A 20,691-nucleotide genomic window follows, 5' to 3' on the forward strand; every position below is an offset into this window, starting at 1 on the left:
CGCTCCCCGGGCGGCCGTCACGCCGCGCGGACGTCCGCGGCTCCCGCGGCGGGCGGCACCTCCCCGAGGTCCACGATCATCAGGTCGGTGTCGGTCCCGACGTAGACGTAGCGGCCGTCGGCGCTGAACACCGGGTAGTCCAGCTGGGGAGCCGGGATGGTCGAGACCCGGTCGTCGGCCGTGCTGATGAGCGTGATCGCGGCGTCGGGGCCCTGGTCGTAGAAGTGGCCGGAGTAGGCGTACCGGCCGTCCGCGGTGAACTCCACCCGCGGGTAGCCCTCGACGGACACGGTCTTCACCACCGTGTCGTCGGCCGTGTCGATGATCGTGACCATCCCGTCGCCGCCGGCGGAGACGTAGAGGCGGCGTCCGTCCGGGCTGAGCACCAGGTCGCCGGGGTAGCCGCCGAGGGTGATGGTCCTCGTCGCCCCGGTGGCCGTGTCGAGGGCGGTCACCGTCCCGTCGCCGCCGTTCGTGACGTAGACGCGGGCACCGTCGGGCGTGATCACGGGATCGCTCGCGTACAGGCCGGCGGCGGCGGTGCCGACGACCGCGTTCGTCGCGGTGTCGATCGTCGTCACCGACCGATCCCCGTCGCCGGGACCGGAGGTGACGTAGATGCGCGTGCCGTCCGGGCTGAGCCGCAGCTCACCGGGCTGCTCCACCCCGATCACGCCCACCGTGTCGCCGGTCGCGACGTCGATCACGGACACCGTGTTCCCGGCGATGTCGGCCACGTACGCGCGGCTCCCGTCCGGGGAGAACCGGACCTCGCGGGAGTTCGCCTCCACGGAGTCCGGGGACGTCGCCAGCGAGAGGGTGCCGAGCAGCTCCGCCGTCGCCGTGTCGACCACGGTCACCGTCCGGTCGGTGCGGCTGGTCACGAACACCCGGCTGCCGTCCGGACTGAACTGCACGGGGAACGGGAGGCGGCCGACGTCGGTCGTGCCGACGGCGCGGTTCGCGACGGTGTCGATCACTGTCATGGTCCCGCTGCCGTAGTCGTAGACCACGGCGTGTCCGCCGTCCGGGCTGACGACCAGGTTGCGGCCGACGACGCCGGGGATCGTGGCGACGACCTCGTTCGACGCCGTGTCGTAGACCGACACGATCCCCTCGTCCTCGTCGAGGTAGTACGACCGGCTCCCGTCCGGGCTGTACACGCGGACGTCGTCGGCGAGGCCGGCGGGGAGGGTGGCGCTGGAGCCGTCGGTCAGGTCGATGGTGGTGATCGTGCCGACCTCACGGTTGAGCACGTCGAGGTGACGGCCGTCGGGGTTCATCTCGGTCGAGCCTCCGCCGGTGGGGATCGTCCGCAAGAGGGCGCCGCTCGCGACGTCGATCATGAAGACGGTGGCGTCGTCCTGGTTGTAGACGTAGGCGTACCGGGAGTCGGGGCTGAACACGGCCTCGGTGGGCGACGCGCCGGTCGCGGCGACGGTCGTAGCGACGCCGGTCACCCCGTCCACCACGACGATCGATCCGGTGTCGTAGCTGGTCACGACGGCGTGCCGACCGTCCGGGCTGGGCACGGGCCGCCCGTTCGGGCTGATCGGGACGGTGTGCGACGGCGCGACCGGCGCGCTCGTCGTGAGCGCGTCGACCGGCACGGTCTCGGTGTACTCGGCGCCCTCGTCGACGGCGAGCAGTGCGAACCCCCGGCGCTGGTCGACAGCTCCACCGGAGTCGGTGACAGTCACGGTGAAGGAGTCGTACTCGTCGCCGGGGGTGTCAGCCGCGGCCTCCTGGGCCGCCCTGCTGGGCGTGTACACGTAGTCGCCGAACCGGTCGATCACGACCCGGCCCCCGGCCGGTGGCGTCGTGATCGTGTAGGTCCGCGCGATGCCGTCGTCGGGCCCGACGTGGCCGGTGACCACGCCGGTCGCGGGGTCGGTGCGGGTGTCCGGGTCAGGCGCCACGACGGCCGTCCCGGTGACGTCCACGGTCACGACCGTGGTGACGACGTGGGCGCCGAAGAGGCGGTCGGCCAGGGCGGGGTGCCGGACGGCGAGCGCGTCGTGCAGGAGCCCGGTGAAGCCGCCGAGCCCGGGTGCCTTCGGGTCGTTGTCGCGGACGGCGACGGTGAAGGTCACCGTCCCGCCCGTGCGCGCCAGCTCGGCGTCCGGCGTGTACACGTAGCTGCCGTCGGGGTTCACCACGATCCGGCCCCGGCTGGGTGCCTGGGCGAGCGTGTAGGTCAGGCGGTCACGGTCGGGGTCGGTCGCCTCGACAGTGCCGACGACCTCGCCCGTGCTCGGCCCCCCGGTCTGGCCGGGACGCACGACGGGGCTCTGGTTGAACAGCGGGTTCTCGCCGCGGCGGAACCACGCCCACTGCGCCAGCAGGAGCGCCGCCGAGGTGGACGGGGCCGAGGGCCCGGACACCGCGGCCGGTCCGCCACCGAACCAAGCGAGCACGGCGCGGGCCAGTGCGCTGCGGGGCGCCGGCGTCGCGTGCCCCGCGGAGGGCGGGCGGCCCGAGGTCGTCCGTGCGGTCGGTGTGGGGCCGGGGGTCGTCGCGGCCGCGCTGGGCGCCACGGCAGGCGCGGCGGCGGCCCCGGTCGTGGCGGTCGCGGCGTTCCCGGGCGACGGCAGGACGGCGGCCGCGGGCGTGGCCGGTGCGGGCCCGCCGGCGTCCGTGTCGGCCGGCCCGTCCTCGTCGTCCGCTCCGGCACCGTCGCCGGGGGTGCCGGCGGGCTCCGTGGTCGGCGGCGCCCCCGTGCCCGACGTGTCCGCCGTGCCCCCGTCGTCCGTCGCGGGGTCGTCCGTCGCGGGGTCGTCCGTCGCGGGGTCGTCCGTCGCGGGGTCGTCCGTCGCGGGGTCGTCCGTCGCGGGGTCGTCCGTCGCGGGGTCGTCGGTGTCGGGACCGTCCGTGCCGGCGTCGTCGCCCGGCTCGACGGGTGCGGGGTCGGCGGCGTCCGACCCGTCGCTCTCGGGTGCCGCGCTCGCCGACCCGCTGCTCGGCGCGTCTGCGCCGTCGTCGACGGGGACGGTGACGGCGACCTGCACGAGCGTTCCGGCCGAGGTCACCACACCGTCGGCGGGCTGGCCGCCGTGCAGGAGGATGCCGGCGCCGATCGCCGCGGCCACGGCGGTCTGCGCCGCCCGCGAGGACGCCGTGGTCTTCGCCGCCCGCGCCGCGCGCCGCCTGGCCGCCCGGGCCGTTCGTGCGGTCTTCCCCGTCTGCGCGGTCTGCTTCTTCACCGGTCGCTCCCCCCGTCGATGCCGCGCCCGCGTGTCCCTCGGCTGGACTCTCGCCGTGGTTCACCCGGCCAGCCCAACGTCACTCACACTGCGGCGACAGCTGTGGCGACTCCGTCCACCCCGGAGCCGAGCCGTTCGGGTGAGCATCGTGATGATCAGGCCTAGTCGTTACCCCACGTGCTCGAGCGCCGAGCTGCTGACGGGTCCTCCTTCTTGACTCTCCGGTCCTAGAACGATACCTATAGTCAACCGACAAGTTGACGAAACGACAGGAGGGAAGGTCCGATGTCGAACCTCATGGTGGACCTGATCATGTCTCTGGACGGCTACGGGGCCGCAGAGGGCTGGCCCGGGCTCTGGGGCATGGAGGGGCCCGAGTACCTCGCCTTCATCGAGGAGGCGGGCGAGAACGAGCACGTGGCGCTCCTGGGGGCCAGGACGTACCGACTGATGTCGGGGTTCGCCGCCGAGATGGGCGACGATCCCGGGTTCGCCGCCCTGACCGCGACGCCGAAGGTGGTGTTCTCGTCCACCCTGGGCGCCGCTGTCGTGGGCGAACACCGACGTGGTCGGCGGGGACGCCGTCGAGGCGGTCCGCGCGATGAAGCAGCGCGAGTCGCGGCCCCTGCGCACACTCGGCAGCCTGAGCCTGGGCCGGTCGTTGCTCCGCGCCGGTGTGGTGGACCGCCTCCGGGTGGTCGTCTTCCCGGTGATCAACGGCGCCACGGGGACCGATCGTCTCTTCGACGACTACCCCGACGTCGCCCTCGACCTGGTCGGGAGCCGGCTGTTCGACGGCCGGCTCCAGATGCTGGAGTACGTGCCCCGGGTGCTCGCCGGGCCGCCGCACTGACATCCGCGGGAGGCGCTGCGAGGATGATCAGGCTCATCGACGGCGATGCAGGGACGGGACACATGACAGCCACGACGGACCCGGGAGCCACGGCGTGAGCGAGGGGGAGGTCGGTCCCGACCGGCTCCGCCAGCTCTTCCACGCCCTGTCCGACGACGACCGCGACGTCCGCCGCCCCTGGGCCGGCACCCCGGCGGACTGGTGGCGCGAGGGCGCCCTCCCCCGGGACACCGCGCCGACCGTCGGCACGGTCCTGGGCTGGTGCACGATGATCGACGACGATGCCGGCGGCGTCCGCGCCCAGCTCCTCGGCTCGGTGGCCGCGCTGGCCGAGGACGGGCAGGTGGCCGAGGCCGACCTCGACCGCCTCGTCACGGGCTTCGACGCGCAGTGGATCCCCGACAACGAGCGCCCGCACTCCGAGACCCTCCGGAACGCCCTGGGCCGCTCCGCGAACGGCCGCCGCGACGGCAAGGGCTACCTCCGGACGCTGGTCGACCACGTCCACGCGCTCACCGGCCCCGACGGGGCCGAGCGCGAGGCGGCCGTGAGCGCGGCGGCGGCCGAGCCGGGCCTGAGGCCGGCGGACAAGGAGGCGCTCGCCGTCGTCTCCCGGTGGGCGACCGCCTGAGCGGAGCTCAGCCCACGGCCGGCACGATCGCCTCGACGAGGTGCGGCCCCGGCTCGCCCTGGGCCCACCGCAGTGCCTCGAGGAGGTCCTCGGTGGTCTCCACCCGGCGCGCCGGGACGCCGTACCCCGTCGCCAGGGCCACGAAGTCCGGCGTCGGGTCGGCGAGGGTGAGCATCCGGCCGGCGCGCCCGGAGTGGGCTGCCTCCCCCGCCCCGGTCCGGGCCAGCTCCACGCGCAGGATCGCGTAGGCCGAGTTGTTGATGATCACGGTGGTCACGTCGAGCTGCTCGCGGGCCTGCGACCACAGCGCCTGCAGCGTGTAGAGCGCGCTGCCGTCGGCCTGCACCGCGACCACCGGCCGGTCCGGGGCCGCGACCGCCGCCCCCAGCGCCGCGGGCGGACCCTGGCCGATCGCCCCGCCGGTCAGTGCCAGCTGCGTGTGCGGGGCGGCGGTCTGCAGCGCCGGGGCGAGCGCGGCCGCGGCGGTGAGCGACTCGTCGACCACGACGGCGCCCTCGGGCAGGGTCGCGGCGACCGCGGCGCACAGCGAGCGCACGTCGAGTTGCCCGGGCGGTGGCTCGGGCGCGTGGCGCGGGGCCGGCTCGGCCACCGCGTCGGGCGCCACCTCGGCCGCGAGCGCCGCCAGCGCCCCGGCCACGTCGGACGCCGTGTCGGCCAGCCCGACCACCGCGGCGCCCTCGGGCACGAGGTCGCCGGGCACCCCGGGGTAGCCGAAGAACGACACCGGGGACCGGGCCCCGGCCAGGACCAGCGACGTCGCGCCGTCGAGCTGCGCGATCGCGTCCTCGGCGAAGTAGCCCAGCTTGTCCACCCGTGGGCGGCCGGCGCCGGTGTCCCAGCGCCGCGGGAACGTCTCCACCAGCAGGCGGGTCCCGGTGGCGGCCGCGATCCGGCCCGCGGCGTCCATCGCGTCCGCGGTCAGCGCCGGCCCGCCCAGCAGCATCACCGCGCCCGGGGCGCGCACCGCGTCCGCGGCGGCGGCCACCCGCGACGGCGCCGGCGGGTACGGGGCGGTGACCGGCAGCGCGGGCGCCAGGGCGGCGCCCTCGGACCACGACACGTCCGCCGGCAGCACCAGCGTCGCGACCTGGCCGCCGTGCTCCGAGGTGGCCGCCACCGCGCGCACGGCGTCGTCGGCCACGTCCCGGACGTCGCCGCTGGTGTGCACCCAGCCCGACACGGTGCGGGCGAGGGCGGTGATGTCGGACTCCAGCGGTGCGTCGTGGCGCACGTGACCGGTGGCGTGCGCGCCGACGACCAGCAGCAGCGGGGTGCCCGCCCGGCGGGCGTTGTGCAGGTTGGCCAGGCCGTTGCCGAGCCCCGGTCCCAGGTGCAGCAGGACCGCGGCGGGCCGGCCGGTGAGGCGGGCGTGCGCGTCGGCCGCCCCGGTCGCCACGCCCTCGAAGAGGGTGAGGACCCCGCGCATCTCCGGGACCGAGTCCAGGGCCTGGACGAAGTGCATCTCGGAGGTGCCGGGGTTCATGAAGCAGACGTCGACGCCCGCCCCGACCAGCGAGCCGACCAGCGCCTCGGCGCCCCTCACGCCTCCCGCCCCGGCAGGCGGCGGGACGGGGAGCACGGCGATGTCCTCATGGCCCCCACCTCACACGGTGATCGCCTGCGGGGGAACCCGGGGGTCACTCCCCCGGCACGTCAGGGCCTGTTCACGTGCAGCGTCGGGCGGTAGACGAGCTCCTGGATGTCGCCGTCGAGCGTCCGGTGCTCGAGCAGCTCGAGGTCGAAGTCGTCGGCGCCCCCGAAGATCGGGTCGGTGCCGGTCCGGCCCGTGACCACGGGGAAGACCGTCACCTGGAGCCGGTCGACGAGGCCCGCGGCCATGAGCGCCCAGTTCAGCGACAGGCTGCCGTGCGAGCGCAGCGGCACGTCGGACTCCTCCTTGAGCCGGGCGACGGTCTCGACGCCGTCGCCGGGCGCGACGGTGGCGTCCGGCCAGTCGACGGGGCCCTCGATCGTGGACGACACGACCGTCATCGGCATGTTCCGCATCCGGGTGACCCAGGCGTCGCGGACGTCGGAGTCCTCGGTGCTCTCGCCGAGCATCTCGACGAACTGCCGGAACGTGGTGGCCCCGAAGACCATCCGGTGCGGGGTCTCGAACGAGGCGAGGCGGTGCTCGAGCAGCTCGGGGCCCTGCTTGCCCCAGTAGCCGCCCCAGTCGCCGTCGGGCCCGTGCGAGCCGTAGCCGTCGAGCGAGGAGAAGACGTCGAACGTGTAGGTGGCGGTCATCGGTACCTCCGGGGTCGCGGGGACCGGCCCGTCGCCGGTCCCTCACCACGGCGACGAACGGGACCCCCGCGTTTTCGACATCGTCCGATCCGGGTGATGCGGGCGGCCGCGCCGGGACCCACGCTCGCCCGATGGCGACAGACACCGGCACCGCGAGCACCGGGCTCCGCCCCGACCGGGCCGTCATGGTCGTGGCGTGCGTGTCGACCCTGGTGGTGAACGCGAACACCTCCGCGGTCAGCATCCTGCTGCCCTCGATCAGCGCCGACCTCCAGACCTCGGTGGCCACGCTGCAGTGGGCGGTGACCGGGTACCTGCTGGTCGGGGCGGCCGTCATCGTCACCTCGGGCGCGATGGGCGACGTCTTCGGGCGGCGGCGCGTCTTCGTGGGCGGCCTGGCGCTGTTCGTCGCGTCGTGCGTGCTGATCGCGCTGGCGCAGACCGGCGAGATGGTCGTGATCGGCCGGCTGATCCAGGGCGCCGCGGGGTCGACGATCCTCGCCTGCGGGCTGAGCCTGCTCTCGGTGGCCTCGTCGGGCCAGGCCCAGATGCGCGCCGTGACGCTGTGGGGCGCCGCCGCCGCGGCCGGCGCCGCCGGTGGCCCGGTGCTCGGGGGCGTGCTCAACGAGCTCGCGGGCTGGCAGGGCCTGTTCTGGATCGACGCGGCGGTCGCGGCGGTCTGCGTCCCGATCGCCCTGCGCGGCGTGGCCGAGTCCCGCGATCCCCACCGCGCGCCGACCATCGACTGGGCCGGCACCGTGCTCATCGCCGGCGTCCTGGTGCCGTTCGTGTTCGCGATGACCGAGGGCCCGAACTGGGGCTGGCTCTCGCTGCCGACCCTGGCCTGCCTGGTCCTCACGGTGGCCGCCGCGATCGGCTTCGTGGTCGTCGAGCGACGGGTGGCGTCCCCGCTGGTCGACCTCCACGTGCTGCGCAACCGGCAGCTCGTCGTCTCGACGTGGGTGATCTTCGTCGGGGCCGGGGCGATCGCCGCCCTGAGCTTCCTGCTCAGCCTCTACTTCCAGGCCCCCGAGACGCTCGGCTTCTCGAGCCTCGTCGCGGGCCTCGCGATGCTGCCGCTCGCCGCCGTCGTGATCCTCGTGGCGCCGGCGGTCACCCCGCTGGCCCACCGCTTCGGTGCCCGCCCCGTCGTCCTGGGCGGGTTCCTGCTGCTGACCGTCGGCTTCCTGCTGCTCGTCGCGGTCGCCCCGACCTGGGGTTACGGCGTGTTCCTCCTGCCGCTGCTGGCCATCGCGGCCGGGCTATCGCTGACCAACGGGCCGGCGACGTCGGTCTCCACCTCCTGCGTCACCCCCGCACAGGTGGGCCAGGCCTCGGGCATCTCCAACATGGCCCGGTACGTGGGCGGCGCCGTCATGACCGCCGTCGCGTCCGGCATCTACAGCACCGGCATCGCGACGAGCACCGCCGCGGGCGAGTCGACCGCCGCCGCGCTCGCCGACGGGTTCTCCCAGGCCTGCATCGCGCTCACGATCTTCGCGGCGTCGAGCATCGTGTTCGCCGTCGTCTCGGCCCGCCGGCCGGGTCGTCCGCACGCCGTCGACTACGCCGCCGCGGCCGCGTCGACGACCCACACCCTCCCGGTCCAGCCAAGCGATATCGACTAGTCGGTCAGCACCGTGCGGGTCGGAGGAGATGCCGTGGCAGGCCCTCTCGGGCTGCACCCGCCCCGGGCAACGGGTAGCCGCGGGGGTCAGCGCAGCAGTCGGCGACGGTTGGCCACGACGGTGCGGTGCACCGGGGCGACGACGTTGCCGACCGCCCGCGCCGTGTCCTTCGGCGGCGTCGTCACCGCGGCGACGGCGACCTTGCCCAAGGTCTCGACCTTCTCCTGCACCATCCGCGTCAGCTCCCGGCGGTCCCGAGCGCTCGGCGGCCACCCGCCGGCCACGATCCGGGCCGTCCGGTAGCCGATGACCACCGGCACCGACCACGAGAGCTCGACGAGCTGCATCCACGGACGCACCCAGCCCGCGCCGGGCACCGACGTCCCTGCCGTGCTCTTCTTCGTCGTCATCACGTCCACGCTACGTGCCGCCGCCGCGCGGGCCGGACGACGTCGGGCCTATGGTTGAAGGAACAACCAACACGGAGGTCCCCCATGAAGCTGCCGATCAAGAGCCGCCACGTCCCCGCCCGCCTCGCCACCGGGGCGTTCATCCTCAACTCGGGCATCGAGAAGTCCCACGGTGACGAGCAGACCGCGCAGGCTCTCCACGGCCTGTCCAGCGGCACCTATCCCTTCGTGGGGAAGCTCAAGGCCACCGACTTCCTCAAGGTGCTGTCGACGACGGAGATCGCCCTCGGCGCCGCGCTGCTGCTGCCCGTCGTGCCCACCGTGGTGGCGGGCGCCGGCCTCGCGGCGTTCTCCGGCGGGCTCCTCGGCCTGTACCTGCGGACGCCGGGCATGCGGCAGGAGGGCAGCCTGCGCCCCACCCAGCAGGGGCTCCCGATCGCCAAGGACGTCTGGATGCTCGGCATCGCCGCGGGCTTCATCGTCGACGAGATCGTCTCCCGGCAGGACTGACGCCCGCCTCGTCGACGGTGCTCTTTCCCGCCTCGGGCCCGTAGTGTCCGGGGCCCTCCCGCGCTGCCGGCTGCCCGCTCCACGTCTCCGGGTGTCTTGCGACTCGGGTCCCGCTTGGACCCAGACCCGTCCGAGGTGGAGACCATGGCGACGTCCCCGTCCGCTCGCCCCCGGCACGCGGCCCGTCGCGGCCGCGGGCGCCGATCCTGATCCCGCCCGGTCGCCGACGGCGGACCGTCGACCGGGCCGGGATCGTGGTGCTGCTCGCCGCTCTCCTGCTCTCGATCGCCGCCGCCGGCGGTAGCGCGCGGGCCGTGCGTCCCCCGCCGCCGTGGACCCTCGCCGACCCGATCCTCGCCGGGGTGCTGACCCCGCTCGACGGCACGACCACGAGCACCGGGTGCTCCCCCGCGCCCGGGCTGTGCTCGGTGCGGCTGCGCGCGGGGGCCGGCGGCGGGAGCAGCGTGCGTCTCGCCACCCGGCCCGGTGAGCGCTTCTTCGGCATGGGCGAGCGCTTCGGGTCGCTGGACCTCGACGGGCAGGTCCTGTCGAACCGCGCCCAGGACGGGATGGGCGACGAGACCGGTACCAGCTACTCGCCGACGCCGTTCCTGCTCTCCAGCAGCGGATACGGGCTCCAGGTCCACACCACCGCCGACGTGACCGTGGACTTCGGCACCGCGGGCGAGGTCGTCATCGACGTCGCGGCGGCCGACACGGTGGTCGACGTGCTGACCGGGCCGGCTCCCGCTGCGGTGCTGGCCCGCCGCGCGGCGGTGGTCGGGTTGCCGCCGGTGCCCCCGGCGTGGGGCCTCGGGGTGTGGAAGAGCCTGATCGGGGGCCCGGAGCGGGTCCTCGCCGACACCGACCGCCTGCTGGCCGACGGCGTGCCCCTCGACGCCGTCTGGATCTACGACATCACCGACCCGACGTCGGGGATCGGGTGGGCGTGGCCGATCTACCGGCCCGTCCCGATCGGCCGGTACCCCGACCCGGGGGCGCTGATCGCCGAGCTGCACCGCCGCGGCCTGCGGGTCATGGGGTACCTCAGTCCCTTCCTCGTCCCCGGTACCCCCGGGTTCGGCGAGGCCGCGGCCCGCGGGTACCTGGTCCGCCACGAGGACGGCTCGGTGTTCACCGAGCCCTGGATGGACGCCGACCGGCGGGCGTACCTCGACTTCACGAATCCGGCGGCGACCGTCTGGTGGCAGGACCGCCTGCGCCATGCGGTGGGCGTGCTCGGGTTCGACGGCGCGATGCAGGACTACGGCGACCACGCCCCGATGGCGGCCCGCTACGCCGACGGCACCCCCGGCACCCTGATGCGCAACACGTACCCCGTGCTCTACGCCCGCGCCGCCCGGGAGGCCGTCCAGTCGGTGAAGCCCGACGCGACCGTGCTGTTCGCCCGCTCGGGATACACCGGCTCCCAGGCGTGGGTCACCGGCCGCTTCACCGGCGACCAGACGCGGGACTGGGACCCGTCGACCGGCCTGCCCGCCGTCCTGGCCGGGATGCTCAACGGCAGCGTGTCCGGATGGCCCTACTGGGGCCCCGACATCGGCGGGTTCATGACCGGTGACGGTCCCGGCGAACGCGACCGCGAGCTCTGGGACCGCTGGGTGCAGCTCGGCGCCCTCTCCCCCGTCATGCGCGACATGCTCGGTGAGCAGGAGGATCCCCTCGGGGTCCAGTCCGACCCGGCGACCCTGGCGACGTTCCGGGGCTACGCCCGCCTGCACGAGGCCCTGGAGCCGTACCTCGTGGGTCTCGCCACCGCGGCCGGCGCGACCGGTCAGCCCCTGATGCGGCCGCTCTGGCTCGACGACCCGTCCGACCCCACCGCCTGGATGATCGAGAACCAGTACCTGCTCGGGCCCGACGTGCTGGTCGCCCCCGTCGTGACCGCCGGGACGACCCGGACGGCGGTCTACCTGAGCGCCGGCCGCTGGCGGGACTACTGGACGGGCCGCGAGCACCCGGGACGGTCCTGGGTCACCGTCGACGCGACCCACCACATCCCGCTCTTCACCCGGGCGGGGTCCCCCGTCGCCCTGCCCCCGCCGGAGGTCCTCGGCCTGCCCGACTGACCGTCGGGCGGGCCACCCCTGCGGCGGGGGGCTCAGGCGTGGAGGACCAGCCAGATCGCGACCTGGTGGCAGACGGCGGCGCCGACGGTGGCGGCGAGCACGAGCACCCCGGCCCAGCCCAGCGCCAGGTACAGCGCGACCATCGGCCATCGCGGCGCCCGGGCCCAGCACAGCGACAGCACGACGCCGGCCAGGGCCGCCGCCCACACCGCGACCAGGGTCGGGATCCCGTGGGCGGGCGGCACGCCCAGCACCGCCAGCGGGGTGTACGTGCCGGCGATGAGCACGAAGATCATGGCCTGGTCGAGACGGCCCATCAGGTCGCGCGCGCGGTCGGTCGCCCGCAGGCATGGGCGACTCCTCGTCGAACCCGCTCGGGCGGGTCGTCCCGCCCGGCGACTGGCGGCGACGAGGGCTGGGCCGCGGAATGCACGCCCCGGGACGCCCCTGGCTCGGGGTCCCGGACGAGCCCTTCCTACTGGTCGTGGTCCGCGGTGTCGACGCCGTCCCGACCACCGGACGCGGAGGTACCGTCGATGATCACCCGATGAACGTCCCCCCCTCGAGCCAGATCGGACGACCCTGATGCGCCCCGCCGACGACGCCGCGACGCCCCCGACCATCGCCGTCACCGGCGCCACCGGGCGTCTCGGGGGCCGCGTCGCGCGCCGCCTCGCCGACCGCGGGATCGCCCAGCGCCTGGCTGTGCGCAGCCCGGAGCGGGCGCCGCAGCTGCCCGGCGCGAACGCGGTGGCGTGCCGCTACGACAGCCCCGACCAGGTGCGTCGGGCGCTCGCCGGGGTGGAGACCGTCTTCATGGTCTCGGGCTCGGAGACGCCGGACCGGGTGGAGCAGCACCGGACCTTCATCGACGCGGCGGCCGAGGCCGGGGTCGCCCGCCTCGTCTACGTCTCGTTCGCCGGCGCCTCGCCCACCGCGACCTTCACCCTGGCCCGAGACCACGCGGCCACCGAGGAGCACCTGCACGCCTCCGGGCTCGCCGCGATCGTGCTGCGCGACAACTTCTACCTCGACTTCCTGCCCGAGCTCGTCGAGGCCGACGGCGTCATCCGCGGGCCCGCCGGCGACGGCCGGGTCGCCGCCGTCGCGCAGGACGACATCGCCGACGCGGCCGCGGCCGTCCTCGCCGACCCCGCGCCCCACGACGGGCGGACCTACGAGCTCACCGGGCGCGAGGCCCTGACCCTCACCGAGGCCGCTGCCGTCATCGGGCGGCACCAGGGCCGGACCGTGACCTTCGCCGACCAGACCGTCGCCGAGGCCTACGCCTCCCGGGCGGGCGAGGCGCCGGACTGGCAGCTCGACGCCTGGGTCAGCACCTACACCGCCATCGCGGCCGGCGAGCTCGCCGGCGTCACCGACGCCGTCCCCACCCTGACCGGCCACCCGGCGCTCACGCTCGACGAGCTCCTCGGTCGCCCCCGGACCTGACAGGAGACCGCGATGGCCTGGAGCACCCGCGAGCTCGCCGAGCTGGCGGGCACCAGCCTGCGCTCGGTCCGCCACTACCACGAGGTCGGCCTGCTGCCCGAGCCCGAACGCCGGTCGAACGGCTACAAGCAGTACGGCGTGGCCCACCTGATGCGCCTGCTGCGCATCAAGCGCCTGGTCGACCTCGGCTTCTCGCTGGCCCAGATCGCCGACCTCGGTGACCGCGACGAGTACCCCGAGGAGGCGCTGCGTGCCCTCGACGCCGAGCTGGTCGCGCAGATCGACCGGCTGCAGGCGCTGCGCACCGACCTCGCCCGGATCCTCGAGCAGCGGGTGCCCACCGACCTGCCGCCCGAGCTGGCCGTCGCGGGTCGCGGTCGGCTGTCCGAGGCCGACCGGAACCTGGTCGCGGTGATGGGGCGCCTGCTCGGGGAGGAGGAGCGGACGATCTACGCGGCGCTGCTGGCCGACGATGCGCGGATGCCGGCCGACGACGACTTCGAGAACCTCGCTGCGGACGCCGACGAGGCCGTCCGCCAGGAGCTCGCCGAGCGGATGGCCGAGGACCTCGTCGCCCTGCACGTGCGCTTCCCGGGGCTGCGGACGCTCGGGACGCGCACCTCGGTCGGGCCCCAGCGCTACCGCCAGACGCTGGACCGGGCCGTCCGGGACGTCTACAACACCGCCCAGCGCGACGTCCTCCTGCGACTGCGCGGGCTGTCGCGCCGGGAGGAGCCCCCGGCCTGAGCCCTCACGCGGGGCCGGCGACACCGCCGAGGTGCTCGGCGAAGAACCGGTCGACCGTGGTGAACATGTCGACGAGGTTCTCGGGCTGGGAGAACAGGTGCCCCTCGTCGGCGTACACCCGGTACCCGACCTCGACGCCCCGGTCGCGCAGCGACGCCACGATCGCGTCGGACTCCGACTGCGGCACCCGGACGTCGTTGGCGCCCTGGAACACCAGCAGCGGCGTGACGATGCGGTCGGCGTGGGTGAGCGGCGACCGGTCGAGCAGGTCGGGCACCTGCGCGGGGTCCGCGGGGTCGCCCGCGTAGGCGTACCAGTTGGTGCGCAGCCCCGGCCGCAGGAACTCCGGCAGGGCCTGCAGGAACGTCACCAGGTTCGAGATGCCGACGTAGTCCACCGCGGCCGCGAACAGGTGCGGGGTGCGGGTCACCCCCACCAGCACGGCGTAGCCGCCGTAGGACCCGCCGAGGATCGCCACCTTCCGCGGGTCCGCGTGCCCGTGGGACACGGCCCACTCGACCGCGTCGACGAGGTCGTCGTGCATCTTCCGCGCGAGCTCGCCGATCCCGGCCTGCAGGTGCGCCCGGCCGAAGCCCGTCGAGCCGCGGAAGTTCACCTGCAGCACCGCGTAGCCCCGGTTCGCGAACAGCTGGACGACGGGGTCGTACCCCCACGCGTCGCGGGTCCACGGACCGCCGTGGGGCATGAGCACCATCGGCGGCGCGTCCGCGGCGCCGAGGGGCACCGTGAGGTACGACGGCAGCGCCAGCCCGTCGCGCGCCGTGATCGTCACCGGCGTCATCGGGGCCGCCGCCGCGGGGTCCCGCTGCGGGAACGGCCGGAAGAGCAGGCGGGCCTCGCCCGTGGCGTGGTCGTAGAGCCAGGTGGCGCCGGGGTCGCGGTCGTGGGTGAAGGCGACGACCCAGCGCCGCCCGCTCGCGTCGACCGAGACGGGGCCGAGGTCGCCGTCCGAGAGCGCCTCGAGGCGGGCCAGCACCTCGGCGAAGTGCGGGGCCACCGGCACGACCACCTGGCGCTCGCGGGCGTACCGGACGCCGAGGAGCTCACCGGCCGCGTCCGTGATCAGCGGGGACGGCAGCTGCGGGAACACCTGCGAGCGCGTGTCGAGGTCGTGGGTGGGGTGGCCGCCGACCTCGCACTCCTCGCCGGTGGCCAGGTCGATCCGGACCAGCCGCAGCCGGTCGGTGTCGCCGTGGCGGCCGACCCACACGCCCGTGCCGTCCGGGGTGAGCTGCAGCGGGTGCGGGCCGACGGGGTGGTCGGCGCCGGCGAAGGTGGCGACGACGCGGTCGGTGGCCCCCGGCGCGCGGTGGTGGATCTCCCAGTCGGCGTCGTCGCCCTGGGCGAGGCCGACGACGTCCCCGGCCGGGCCGACCTGGACGCCCCCGACGTCCGCGCCCCCGTCGAGGAGCACCGTGACCTCGCCGGTCGCGATGTCGATCTCGCACAGGTCGATCTCGTCGGGCCGGCGGTGGTTCATCGACACGACGAGCGTGCCCGGCCGGCCCGGCGGCAGGTCGTGGCCGAAGACCCGGGCACCGGGATACGGCGTGAGGTCGACGGCCTCCGCGTCCCGGTCGTCGAGGTCGACGCGGAACACGTGGGCGTTCTCGTCGCCCCCGGTGTCCTGGGTGTAGAGCAGCCACCGGGGCGAGGCCCAGTGGTACACGCCGATGCTGCGGGTCTCGTCCGCGGTGACGCAGCGGGCCTCGGCGAGGTCCTCGTCGACGCCCACCACCCACACGTTGAGCCGGTGCTTCCACGGCGCGAGGAAGGCGATCCGCGTGCCGTCCGGGGAGATCGTGGCGCGGGCGCGCTCCGGCTGGGCGATGACGTCCTCGACCGGCAGCGGTCCGGGGCGGGTCATGGTGGTTCCTCTCGGTGGGTCGGGCGTCAGAGCGGCAGCGGGAGCGGGGCCAGGCGGTGGGCCGGCGGCTCGCTGCCGTGCAGGTGGCGCACGAGGAAGTCCCAGGTCCGGCGGTAGAGGTGGTGGCGGCGGTGCAGGATCGCGTGGTCGCCGCCGGGGACGATGAGCAGGTCGACGTCCTTGTCGGCGGCCACGAGGGCGTCGACGAGGCGCAGGGTCTGCGACGCCGGCACGATCTCGTCGAGCTCGCCGTGGATCAGCAGCAGCTCGCCCTGCAGGTTCGCGGCCAGCGCGGGGTTGGACAGCCCGGTCAGGTCGGCGTCCCCGTGGTAGTGCTCGGCCCACATCTGCAGGCCGGTGGCGTCGTCGTGGTTGCCCGAGACCGCGACGCCGACCCCGTAGAGCTCGGGGTGGGCGAGCAGCGCGCGGGCCGCGGCGAACCCGCCCGCGGACTGGCCCGTGATGCCCACGCGGTCGGTGTCGAGCCACGGGTGACGGCGGCCGAGCTCGCGGATCGCGGCGACGTGGTCGTCGAGGGCGCCGGCGTTGCCGAGGTCGCGGTAGGAGTGGTCGTGGAACGCCTTGCTGCGCCCGGCGGTCCCCCGCCCGTCGATGGCCACCACCGCGAAGCCCAGCGCCGCGAGGGCCTCCGGGTCGCCGTGGTGCACCGGGTCGAAGGACGGGCCGGCGCGGAAGTTCTGCGGTCCCGGGTAGATGTGCTCGACCACCGGGTAGCGCCGCGCCGGGTCGAACCCGTGCGGGCGCCAGAGCAGGCCGAAGATCGCCGTGTGCCCGTCGGCGGCGGTCGCGCGGAACCGCTCGGGCGGGGTCCAGCCGGCGGCGCGCAGCGCCTCGGTGTCGGGCGCCTCGAGCTCGACCAGCACGCGCCCGTCCTCGTCGAGCACCTGGGCGTGGGGCGGCTCCTCGGAGTCCGACGCGCGGTCGACGATGTAGCCGCCGCCGGGCGGGGCGACGGCGTCGTGGTCGAGGTCGTCGTCGGTCAGGCGGGCGAACCCGCGGCCGTCGAGACCGATCCGGGCGATCTGGCGGACGTACGGGTCGTCGGACAGTCCGCCGGCGGTGAACCACACCTGGCGGCGGTCCTCGTCGACCCACAGCACGCTGCGGACCAGCCACGAGCCGGACGTGACCTGGGCGGCCGGGCCGCCGTCGGCGGGGTACAGCCACAGGTGGCCCCACCCGTCGCGCTGCGACCACCACAGGACCTCGCCGGAGCCGAGGACGCGCGTCATCGTCGGGTCGCCGAGCTGCGGGGTCGCGTCGACGCGGGTCGTGCCGCTCTCGTCGACCAGCGTCGCCGTCTCCCCCGTCGTCGGATCGAGCGAGCGCAGGCGCAGGGTGCGGGCGTCGCGGGACTGCTGCAGGCGGTGGACGACGTCCCCGGTCCACCAGGTGTAGGCGATCGCGGTGCCGTGCACCATCGGCGCGGGCTCGTCCCGCGCGTCCACGCGGGTGCGGGTGGGCACGTCGAGCACGTGCCAGGTGATCGTCGGGTGGGCCTCGTCGCCCGGCACCGGGAAGGGCAGGCGGTGCTCGACCGGCCGCCCGCCGCCGGCCGGCGACGACTCGACCAGCACCTGGTCGGGCAGGCCCCGCTCGTCGAGGCGGTGGACGAGCAGGCGGGTCGAGTCGGGTGACCAGGTCGCGTGGAAGACCGGCCCGAGACCGAGCGAGCGCAGCAGCGTCCGCATGCCCATCGGGGCGTTCACGGCGCCGTAGGCGAGGCCGGGCTCCGCGTCGTCGGTGAGTGCGATCTCGGTGCCGTCCGCCCCGCGCACCCACACGTTCCCGTCGCGGCCGAACGCGACCCGGCGCCCGTCGGGCGAGGCGACCTCCATCGGCCCGGGCGGGACCTCGTCGATCGCGGTGCACGCGCCCCCGGCCCACCGCCAGCGCTGCCCGAACGCGGAGAACCGGATCGCCGGCTCCCGGTCGTCGCCGCCGTCGACCTCCACCGCGGTCAGCGGGAGGGCGCCGGCCTCGACCGCGTGGCCCGAGGCCACGGACAGCGCAGCCGCGAGGCGGTCGTGGTCGAACAGGTCGCGCCGCTCGCCCTTGTGGGGCTCCACGAGCACGTGGCGCGCGTCGGCGACGTAGTGGAAGCGCTCGCCGTCGTCGAGCCACCGCGGCGCGACGGTGGGCACCCGGCGCGCGCGGTACGGCGCGAGCATCTGCTCGGCCCGCGCGTAGTCGGCGACGGTGAGCGTGACGTCGGGGGTCATCGGGGTGGCCTTCCTGGTGGGGTCACCGCCGACGGAACACCCGGCCGTCGCGGCACACTCCACCCCGTGTGAGCCGAGTCACCCGCGCGCTGCCCGAGGTGGAGTGTGCCGTGGCGTCACGCCGTCCCCTGGGGTCATGACCCGCTCACCGGAGAAGACCGACAGCCCCTCGCTGATCACGCAGATGGGCGGCCGGTTCGGCGTGGTCGGGACCGCCGTGCCCCAGGTGGTGTTCGCCGCCCTGTCCCCCCACCTCGCGCTGCTGACCACCGCCGCCGTCGCGCTCGCCGTCGCCGTGGTGTTCACGGTGCTCCGGCTGCTGCGCGGAGAAGCGGTGGCGACGGCCGTCGGTGGGGTGCTCGGTGTCGTGCTGGCCGCCGGCATCGCCGTCTGGACCGGCTCGGCCAGCGACTTCTTCCTCGTCGGCATCGTCGCCGCGCTGGTCGGGTTCGTCGCCGCCGCCGGTTCGCTGGCGGTGCGCCGGCCGCTCACCGGGCTCGCCTGGAACCTGCGGCACGGCGGCGGGCTCCCCTGGCGGGCGGACCGCCCCAGCCGCCGCGCCCACGACGTCGCGACCGCCGCCGTGGCCGCGGTGTTCGGCGCCCGGTACGTGGTCACCCAGTGGCTCTACGTCCTCGACGCGACCACCGGACTCGCCGCGGCGAGGGTCGTGCTGGGCGTCCCGCTCACCCTGCTCGCCGCCGTCGTGGTCGTCTGGGCGTTCCGCCGATCCACCCGGCGGCTGGTCACCGCGTAGGGCTCACGCTCCGGCCCGCAACAGCCGGTTGCTCCGCAGCGCCGCCCCGCGCTCGACGGCAGTTCGGGGCGGGCGACGTCGAGGGAGAACAGTGACCGGGAGAGGACCTGCCAGAGGCGGTACTCCGGCACCGGGCTGCCGTCACCGGGCCGGACCCTGCCGAGCTGCACGCGGCGTCGGTACTTCTTCAGCACGATGCTCACCCTCCGGAGGTGGTCGCGTCGGCGGTGGTCGCGCGGGGCGCGGTGGCGGGCGGGTCCAGGTCGCGGAACACCGGCGCGATCAGCGCGAGCACCGCGGTCACGGCGGCGAGCGCGGCCAGGGCGGCGGCGGCGGCGCCCAGGCCCGCGGCCGCCGCGAGGGCGCCGAGGGGCGCGCCGGTCAGCGCCGGCGCCCCGAGCAGGATCGCGTTCTGGGCGCCGAGCACCCGGCCGCGGCGGACGTCGGGGGTGGCCTCGACGGAGAGCACGCCGAGGACCGCTCCCGCCGGGGCGTTCGTGGCCCCGACCAGCGCGGCCGCGCCGAGCACCACCGCCGGGGAGGCCAGCGTGCCGAGGGCGCCGAACCCGACGAGGGAGCCGACCATGCCGACGACGAACCACGTGCGCCGGCTCACGCCACCGCGGCCCGAGGTCGCCGCGAACACCGCCGACCCGACGAGGCTCCCGCCGGCGAACGCGGACAGCGTCAGACCCGTGAGGGCGGGGAGCTGCTCGGCGGTGAAGTAGGCGGGCATGAGGATCGCCTGCAGCGCACTGATGATCGCGACGAACGAGGCCGAGACGAGCGTGGCGCCGAGGACGATCCGACTGCGCACCAGGAACCGCCAGCCCGCCAACAGCTCGTCGCCGGTCCGCCGCACGGCGCCGCGGTCCGCGACGAGGCCGCCGAGGACGCCGACGCCGGCGGACGTCGCCGTCGACACCGTGGCGAGCAGCCCGGCGGCGAGGACGTCGCCGGTGCGGTCGAGGACGAGCAGGGGCATCAGGACGCTCGCCGTGCCGGCGCCCAGCAGCGAGAGTCCGTAGGAGCCGAGGTAGACGGTCGCACTCCGTGGTCGAGCTTCCACCATTTCCTCCCGGAGATCCGGGCCGCCCGTGGCGGCGGCCCGGAGTCGAGGGGAACGGATGCCGTCGCGGCACACTCAAGTCCGCGTGATCGCCGCGACGGCGTCCTTGACCGTGCCGCGGCGGCACGGTGTCCCCTGGTCGTCGGCGCGGGTTCCCGCGCCACCGGGGGCGGAGGAGGACAGCGATGAGCGGGGCGGACGCCGAGGCGGCGCGGCAGAAGTGGCGCGACGCGATGCCGTGGGACCACCCCATGTCGCGCGGCGACAAGTTCCTGGTGTTCGCGACCCTCGGCGTCATCGTGCTGATGGCCGCGACGCTGCCGGTGCGGCCGTTCCTGCTCGCCTCGCACCCGATCCTGCTCAGTGCCGTCACCGGCAGCCTGTCCGCGATCGGGGCCGGGGCCGCCTTCGCGCGGGTGGGCGACGGCGACCTCTGGCTGGTGATCGCCGCCGGGGTGTTCGGGATGGTCAAGTTCGACTGGCTGTTCTGGCTGGCCGGCCGCCGGTGGGGCGCGAGGATCATCGCGTTGTGGGCGCCGGGCGACCTCGCGCAGCGGTTCGTGGCGACGATCCGGTCGTGGCCGTCGTGGGCGATGCCGCTGGTGGTCGTCGTGGCGGCGTTCCCCGGGATCCCCGCGCCGGCGGTGTTCGCGGTGGCCGGGCTCGGGGGCATGCGCCTGGCGACGTTCCTGGTGTTCGACGCGATCGGCGCCGCGCTGGTCGCCGGCCTCGTCGCGGGCCTCGGGTACGCCGTCGGCCAGCACGCGGTCGACGTCGTGCTGCTGATCGACGAGTACGCGCTGTGGCTCACGCTCGGGCTCGTCGCCGTGGTGTCGGTGCGGGCCGGCTACCGCGGCCACCGCGAGGACCGGGAGAAGAAGCTCCGCGAGGCGGACGGGGTCAGCGGGTGACCGTGCTCAGGAAGGTGCGGATCACGGCGGC

Annotated in this window: 17 protein-coding genes and 1 pseudogene; 10 read left to right on the top strand and 8 right to left on the bottom strand. The window is 75.1% G+C overall.

All coding sequences use genetic code 11. The features are described 5' to 3' along the window. Positions 1-17: 17 nt before the first annotated feature. Positions 18-3,203 carry an Ig-like domain-containing protein gene (locus ACQPX6_RS16260; protein WP_433781272.1) on the bottom strand — a complete coding sequence of 1,062 codons (3,186 nt, stop codon included), beginning with the start codon at positions 3,201-3,203 and terminating at the stop codon, positions 18-20. Positions 3,204-3,515: 312 nt separating this feature from the next. Here ACQPX6_RS16260 and ACQPX6_RS16265 point away from each other — a divergent pair. The 3 genes and pseudogenes from ACQPX6_RS16265 to ACQPX6_RS16275 all read left to right on the top strand — a co-directional run. Next, positions 3,516-3,683: pseudogene (locus ACQPX6_RS16265) on the top strand (dihydrofolate reductase family protein); the annotation flags it as partial. Between the two features lie 85 nt (positions 3,684-3,768). After that, positions 3,769-4,056 carry a dihydrofolate reductase family protein gene (locus ACQPX6_RS16270; protein WP_433781273.1) on the top strand — a complete coding sequence of 96 codons (288 nt, stop codon included), beginning with the start codon at positions 3,769-3,771 and terminating at the stop codon, positions 4,054-4,056. Positions 4,057-4,150: 94 nt separating this feature from the next. Then, positions 4,151-4,687, top strand: a complete 537-nt coding sequence (locus ACQPX6_RS16275) for a hypothetical protein (protein WP_433781274.1) — start codon at positions 4,151-4,153, stop codon at positions 4,685-4,687. A gap of 7 nt (positions 4,688-4,694) precedes the next feature. On the opposite strand, the gene ACQPX6_RS16280 is transcribed toward ACQPX6_RS16275, so the two are convergent. Then, the gene (locus tag ACQPX6_RS16280; protein WP_433781275.1) at positions 4,695-6,251 is read right to left on the bottom strand and encodes an acetolactate synthase large subunit; all 1,557 of its coding nucleotides are present in this window, start codon (positions 6,249-6,251) and stop codon (positions 4,695-4,697) included. Positions 6,252-6,361: 110 nt separating this feature from the next. Beyond that, entirely contained in the window at positions 6,362-6,955 is a 594-nt protein-coding gene (locus ACQPX6_RS16285) for a dihydrofolate reductase family protein (RefSeq protein WP_433781276.1), read from the bottom strand. Positions 6,956-7,086: 131 nt separating this feature from the next. Here ACQPX6_RS16285 and ACQPX6_RS16290 point away from each other — a divergent pair, with 131 nt between their 5' ends. Beyond that, positions 7,087-8,583, top strand: coding sequence for an MFS transporter (locus ACQPX6_RS16290; RefSeq protein ID WP_433781277.1), 1,497 nt, complete (start codon positions 7,087-7,089; stop codon positions 8,581-8,583). An 86-nt stretch (positions 8,584-8,669) separates the two neighbouring features. Here the strand turns inward: ACQPX6_RS16290 and ACQPX6_RS16295 are convergent, their stop codons facing one another. Continuing rightward, complete coding sequence (locus ACQPX6_RS16295) at positions 8,670-8,993, bottom strand: hypothetical protein (RefSeq protein ID WP_433781278.1); 324 nt, start codon at positions 8,991-8,993, stop codon at positions 8,670-8,672. Between the two features lie 84 nt (positions 8,994-9,077). Between ACQPX6_RS16295 and ACQPX6_RS16300 the strand changes: the two genes are divergently transcribed. Both ACQPX6_RS16300 and ACQPX6_RS16305 read left to right on the top strand, forming a co-directional pair. Beyond that, on the top strand, positions 9,078-9,503 hold the full coding sequence (locus ACQPX6_RS16300) for a hypothetical protein (protein ID WP_433781280.1): 426 nt from the start codon (positions 9,078-9,080) through the stop codon (positions 9,501-9,503). Positions 9,504-9,760: 257 nt separating this feature from the next. Further along, positions 9,761-11,593: a TIM-barrel domain-containing protein gene (locus ACQPX6_RS16305; protein ID WP_433781281.1), complete on the top strand. Its 1,833-nt coding sequence runs from the start codon at positions 9,761-9,763 to the stop codon at positions 11,591-11,593. Positions 11,594-11,625: 32 nt separating this feature from the next. Here ACQPX6_RS16305 and ACQPX6_RS16310 read toward each other — a convergent pair whose 3' ends face one another. Next, positions 11,626-12,216 carry a hemolysin III family protein gene (locus ACQPX6_RS16310; protein WP_433788285.1) on the bottom strand — a complete coding sequence of 197 codons (591 nt, stop codon included), beginning with the start codon at positions 12,214-12,216 and terminating at the stop codon, positions 11,626-11,628. Here ACQPX6_RS16310 and ACQPX6_RS16315 point away from each other — a divergent pair. Both ACQPX6_RS16315 and ACQPX6_RS16320 read left to right on the top strand, forming a co-directional pair. After that, complete coding sequence (locus ACQPX6_RS16315; protein ID WP_433781283.1) at positions 12,179-13,045, top strand: SDR family oxidoreductase; 867 nt, start codon at positions 12,179-12,181, stop codon at positions 13,043-13,045. The genes ACQPX6_RS16310 and ACQPX6_RS16315 overlap by 38 nt on opposite strands. A 12-nt stretch (positions 13,046-13,057) precedes the next feature. Further along, positions 13,058-13,792: a MerR family transcriptional regulator gene (locus tag ACQPX6_RS16320; RefSeq protein ID WP_433781284.1), complete on the top strand. Its 735-nt coding sequence runs from the start codon at positions 13,058-13,060 to the stop codon at positions 13,790-13,792. Between the two features lie 4 nt (positions 13,793-13,796). Here ACQPX6_RS16320 and ACQPX6_RS16325 read toward each other — a convergent pair whose 3' ends face one another. Further along, on the bottom strand, positions 13,797-15,680 hold the full coding sequence (locus ACQPX6_RS16325) for an alpha/beta fold hydrolase (RefSeq protein ID WP_433781285.1): 1,884 nt from the start codon (positions 15,678-15,680) through the stop codon (positions 13,797-13,799). 26 nt (positions 15,681-15,706) lie between these two features. Further along, the gene (locus ACQPX6_RS16330) at positions 15,707-17,923 is read right to left on the bottom strand and encodes a DPP IV N-terminal domain-containing protein (RefSeq protein WP_433781286.1); all 2,217 of its coding nucleotides are present in this window, start codon (positions 17,921-17,923) and stop codon (positions 15,707-15,709) included. 136 nt (positions 17,924-18,059) lie between these two features. Between ACQPX6_RS16330 and ACQPX6_RS16335 the strand changes: the two genes are divergently transcribed. Beyond that, a complete protein-coding gene (locus ACQPX6_RS16335; RefSeq protein WP_433781287.1) occupies positions 18,060-18,680 on the top strand; it encodes a DUF3159 domain-containing protein in 621 nt (206 codons plus the stop codon). A gap of 199 nt (positions 18,681-18,879) precedes the next feature. On the opposite strand, the gene ACQPX6_RS16340 is transcribed toward ACQPX6_RS16335, so the two are convergent. Then, on the bottom strand, positions 18,880-19,752 hold the full coding sequence (locus ACQPX6_RS16340) for an MFS transporter (RefSeq protein ID WP_433781288.1): 873 nt from the start codon (positions 19,750-19,752) through the stop codon (positions 18,880-18,882). 182 nt (positions 19,753-19,934) lie between these two features. Between ACQPX6_RS16340 and ACQPX6_RS16345 the strand changes: the two genes are divergently transcribed. Beyond that, positions 19,935-20,660: a DedA family protein gene (locus tag ACQPX6_RS16345; protein WP_433781290.1), complete on the top strand. Its 726-nt coding sequence runs from the start codon at positions 19,935-19,937 to the stop codon at positions 20,658-20,660. Positions 20,661-20,691: the final 31 nt, after the last annotated feature.

It is taken from the genome of Actinomycetospora sp. CA-101289 (assembly GCF_050955895.1).
Lineage (GTDB): Bacteria > Actinomycetota > Actinomycetes > Mycobacteriales > Pseudonocardiaceae > Actinomycetospora.